The 4,872-nt window shown below is 67.8% G+C and carries 4 protein-coding genes; 2 read left to right on the plus strand and 2 right to left on the minus strand.

All coding sequences use genetic code 11. From position 1 onward, the window contains the following. Positions 1 to 42 precede the first annotated feature (42 nt). A complete protein-coding gene (locus tag MNBBLIKP_RS00895; RefSeq protein ID WP_088306641.1) occupies positions 43 to 1,038 on the plus strand; it encodes an aspartate carbamoyltransferase catalytic subunit in 996 nt (331 codons plus the stop codon). Beyond that, positions 1,035 to 2,270, plus strand: a complete 1,236-nt coding sequence (locus MNBBLIKP_RS00900) for a dihydroorotase (protein ID WP_088306642.1) — start codon at positions 1,035 to 1,037, stop codon at positions 2,268 to 2,270. The genes MNBBLIKP_RS00895 and MNBBLIKP_RS00900 overlap by 4 nt, the downstream gene beginning before the upstream one ends. Here the strand turns inward: MNBBLIKP_RS00900 and MNBBLIKP_RS00905 are convergent. After that, positions 2,267 to 3,508 (minus strand): alanine racemase, encoded by a 1,242-nt coding sequence (locus MNBBLIKP_RS00905; RefSeq protein ID WP_217896637.1) that lies wholly within the window; start codon positions 3,506 to 3,508, stop codon positions 2,267 to 2,269. The two genes, MNBBLIKP_RS00900 and MNBBLIKP_RS00905, sit on opposite strands and share 4 nt — an antisense overlap. Next, on the minus strand, positions 3,505 to 4,872 hold a 1,368-nt coding region (locus tag MNBBLIKP_RS00910; RefSeq protein ID WP_140420498.1), incomplete at its 5' end, for a D-arabinono-1,4-lactone oxidase. The genes MNBBLIKP_RS00910 and MNBBLIKP_RS00905, both read right to left, overlap by 4 nt.

A 4,872-nucleotide genomic window follows, 5' to 3' on the forward strand; every position in this document is an offset into this window, starting at 1 on the left:
CTCTTGCCCCCTGCCCAACCCCTCGCTAAGGCGCTGTCTTCAATGACATCGCCAGACGCAAGCAGCGCGGACCGCTATCCAGCCGGGTCCGCCGCCTTCCCGCACCGTGGGCTCACGGGGCTGGCGGGACTCGCCCCGTGGGAAATCCTGTACCTGCTCGACGAGGCGGAACAGTGGGTCGAACTCAATCGCGGCACGCACAAGCGGGATGAGCGGCTGGCGGGCCTGACGATCATCAACGCCTTCTTCGAAAACAGCACTCGCACGCTGCTCAGCTTTGAAATCGCTGGCAAACGGCTGGGCGCAGACGTGGTCAACATGCACGCCGCGCAGTCCAGCGTGAAAAAGGGCGAAACGCTGATCGATACGGCGATGACGCTCAATTCGATGCGCGCCGATGCGATCGTGATCCGCCACGCCAGCAGCGGCGCGGTGCAGCTGATCGCGGGCAAGGTCGATTGCCCGGTGCTCAACGCCGGGGACGGCCAGCATGAGCACCCGACCCAGGGCCTGCTTGACGCGCTCACCATCCGCACCGCCAAGGGGCCGGAATTTGCCAAGCTGAAAGTGGTGATCTGCGGCGATATCCTGCACAGCCGGGTGGCGCGATCGAACATTCATTGCCTGACCACGCTGGGCGCCGATGTCCACGTCTGCGCGCCCCCTGCGCTGATGCCTGCGGACATCGAACAGCTGAAAGTCACCCCGCATTATCACTTCGACACCGCGCTGAAAGATGCCGACGTGGTGATGATGCTGCGGCTGCAACAGGAACGGATGGAAGGGCAATTCATCCCCTCTCCGCGCGAATATCGCCACCTTTACGGCCTTACGCTCGACCGGCTGGCCAAGGCCGCGCCCGATGCGCTGGTGATGCACCCCGGGCCGATGAACCGGGGGATCGAGATTGACAGCAACGTGGCCGATCTGCCCGGCCGCTCACTGATTACCCGGCAGGTCGAAATGGGGGTCGCGATCCGCATGGCCTGTCTGGACGTTTTGACCCGCAAGGGCCGCGGTGTGGAGGGCTGGGCATGAAGCAGACCGCCCCCCTAACCCTCACCAATGGCCGTCTGGTGCTGGCCAGCGGCGAACCGAAGACCGGCACGCTGCGCGCCGTCGATGGGTGCATCGCCGCTGTGGGAGCCGATGTCACGCCAGAGCCGGGCGACACGGTAATCGACGCCCACGGCGCACTGATCGCGCCGGGGCTGGTCGATCTGGGCGTGTTCGCGATTGACAAGCCCGCGTTCCATTTCGGCGGGATTACCCGCGCGGCGCTGATGCCGGATCAAAGCCTGGTGCTGGACAAGCCCGCCGCCGTCCGCTTCGCCGCGCAATCGGGCAAGCCCGACCTGTGGGTCCACCCGCTGGCTGCCGCCACGCAGGGGCTGGCGGGCAAGGAACTGGCCGAACTGGCCCTGATGCAGGGCGCAGGTGCACGCGCGGTTGCCACCGGGCGGCGCTGGATTGGCGATTCGGGCACGATGCACCGCCTGCTCGCCTATTGCGCGATGCTGGACCTGACTTTGGTGGTCCATGCCGAAGATGGCGGGCTGACCGGCAATGCCGTGGCCACGGCCGGCGAAATGGCGACCCGGCTGGGCCTGCCGAGCGCCTCGGCAGAAGCCGAAGCCCTCGCCGTCGCCCGCGACCTTGCGCTGGCGGGCTTGACCGGCGCGCGGATCCATTTTCGCCAGGTCACCACCGCGCGCGGCCTCGCGCTGGTCCGCGCCGCCAAGTCACGCGGCATGGCGGTGAGCGCGGGCGTGACCCCGGCGCATTTCATGCTGTCTGACACCGCAATCGGTGACTTCCGCACTTTCACCCGCCTCTCCCCACCGCTCCGCAGTGAGGCGGACCGGCAGGCGGTGCTGGCCGCACTGGCCGATGGCACGATTGACGTGATCGCCAGCGGCCACGATCCGCGCGGGCCGGAAGACAAACGCCTGCCCTTCGCTGATGCCGAACCGGGCATGGCCGGGGCCGAAGTGCTGCTCCCCCTCACCCTGGGTCTGGTCCGCGACGGCGTGATCGACACGGCGCGCGCCTTCCAGTTGCTCGCCGCCAATCCGGCGCGGCTGCTGGGGGTGCAGGCCGGGCGGCTTGAGGCAGGGACGGAGGCCGACCTGGCCCTGATCGATCCCGAACGCCCCTGGATCGTCGATAGCGACAAGATGGCCGCAGCGGCGGGCAACACTCCGTTCGACAAGCAAGGCGTGCAGGGCCGCGTCACGGCGCTGTTCAAGGGCGGGGTGGCGGTGGGCTAGGCACTCACCGGCAGCGTCGGCCACATTTCCGCGATCTCTCCGCCGTCATAGACCGCGATGTCGCCGAATTGCAGGAACAGTGCCTCGCTCTGATCGGGGCGGAGGAACACCGTGTCGTCCGGTTTCAGGTCGATCCGGTTCGATCCGGTCAGCAGCTCCTGATTGCTCGAACGGCCGAACAGCTTCGAATATTGCAGCCCATCGGGCGAAAGCGGTTTGGCCAGCCAGTGCCCGCCGTGGATGTAGAACCCGCGCTGGGTGTTGCGGTCCCACCAGTGCAGCGCGCCCGACAGCGCCTCTACCCCCGGCAGCGCCTGATCTGCGCTGGCCTTGATCACCGGGGTGGCGATGAAAGCGGCGGGGTGCAGGTCGCCCAGGTCGGTCAGGTCAAAGTCCCCCGGCTTGACGAAAGCGGAGCCGACCGAGAGCTCATTGGCATGGGTTCCCGCGCAGTGCCGCCGGAAAGTGGGACTGCCTGCAGAGTTGAGCGTCAAGGCCGCCCGGTCCCCGCCCAGCGCGCCAAGCATCGCGGCATAAGCGGCCTGCGCAGCGGCATAGGCCTTGTCCGGGCTCGGCATCTTCGGGACATGCGGATCATAGCCCATCAGCCCGCTGATCGTGGCCCCCTGCGCCGGGGCAGAAGCCGCCACTTGCGCCAGCAGCGCCGGATCGGTGAACCCGCCGCGGTGCAAGCCTACGTCAATTTCAAGGTTGGCGCGCCATGTGAGCCCGCGAGTGCGCGCCACTTCGCCATAGTGCGCCAGCCGCTGCGGCGTATCGACCAGCCATTGCACCCGGCCCGCCGCCTCTGCCCCTGCCCTGTCGATCACCCGCGCGAATTCGCTGGCGGGCAGCGGTTTGCCCATCAGGTAATCGGCCTGTGTGCGCTGCGGCAGCAGTTGCAGCAGCATATCGGCGCTGAACACCATCAGCCGCTGGGTGCCCATCCCGCCCAGCACCGCATCGAGCAGCCTGGGCGAAGGCAGCGACTTGGCCACCACCCGCAGCGGCAGCCCGGCCTTGTCGACACTGCCCCGGATCGCCGCGACATTGGCGGCAAGGCGCTGACGATCGATCACCAGCACCGGCTTCATCAGCCCCGCGCGTTTCAACGCCGCTGCCAGTCCGGCAAAATAGGGTGAATGCATCGCGCCCTTCTCCTCTGGCCGCAGCATGGCTCCGCCCACCCCGGCAAGCAAGAGCGCCCCGCCGCCCAGCATCACACTGCGCCGCTTCATCCGAACAACTTCTTCAGGAACGGATTGACCATCCGCCCTTGCGGATCAACCGAACGCCGCACCGCGTCCGCTTCGGCAAACATCGGATAGAGCGCTGCCAATTCCGCGCGGCCCAGCGAATGGAGCTTGCCCCAATGCGGCCGCCCGCCCGCATCGCGCAGCACCGGTTCGATCAGCCGCGCCATCCAGTCATGCGCTTCCTTGTAGAACGCATGGACCGCGATCGAGCCGCTCTCCCGCTGGTAAAACGGGCTGAGCCAGGCATCGTCCGGGGCGATGATCCGCGCTTCGATCGGAAAGAACACGTCCGTCGCCTCACGCTCGATCCGCCGGATCACTTCACGCAGGGCTTCGACCTGCCGTTCGATCGGCACGTGGTATTCCATTTCCTTGAACCGCACCGGGCGTTCGTTGGACAGCAGCTTCCAGCCAAGGTCCACCGCGACCTCGGGCGGAATATCCGCCATCAGCTTTCCCGCCACCCATTTGCGCAGATCAGGCGTGAATTCAAACATATCGCGCAGACTCTTCAACTGCATCAGCACATCGGCATCGCTGTCCGGTCCGCGCGGGCGGACGGGTTCCTGCGTGGCATCGTGGGTGATCAGCGCGCTCTTGCCGGTGAACGGCAGAACCAGGAATTCGGCGTTGCGGTGCTGGCTGGCCAGCGCAGGCCATTGCCCCAGCAGCCACTGGGTATCGACCAGCCGCACTTCCTTGCGCAGACGCACCAAGGGGCTGTTCTGCAAGGTCACTTCGCTCAGCACCCCGAATGCCCCCAGCCCGACCCGCGCGGCGTGGAACAGTTCGGGCCGCTGGTCGCGGCTGCATTCGACCACTTCGCCCGAAGGCAGCACCATGCGCAGCGCCAGCACCTGCCCGTGCAGCGCGGTCAGCCCTTTGCCGGTGCCGTGGGTGGCGGTCGACATCGCCCCGGCCAGCGTCTGCTTGTTGATGTCCGGCAGGTTGGGCATTTCCTGCCCCAGCCCGGCCAGCAGCGGCCCCAGCGCCGCCAGCTTCGTCCCCGCCCGCACCCGCGCGGTCAACGCGGCGGCATCGTGCGAAACCAGCCCGGACAGCCGGTCGAGCGTCAGCAGAGTCCCCTCGGTCGGCACCAGCGCGGTAAAGCTGTGCCCCGATCCAACCGGACGCACCGGCGCAGGGGCAGACCGCAACAGCGCGGCCAGTTCCGCTTCATCCTTGGGCGCGCCGCGCTGCGCAGGATAGGCGTGTTCCAGCCCCGACCAGTTGCTCCACACCCCATGCCCCGCCGCATCGGTGGCGGGTGGCGGCGCGGGTTCGCGGTCCAGCCAGACCCGCCGCGCGGTCAACCCGCCCGCCCCCGCCACCGATGCGGCGGGGCA

Source organism: Novosphingobium sp. B 225, from assembly GCF_002198665.1.
Taxonomy (GTDB): Bacteria; Pseudomonadota; Alphaproteobacteria; order Sphingomonadales; family Sphingomonadaceae; genus Novosphingobium.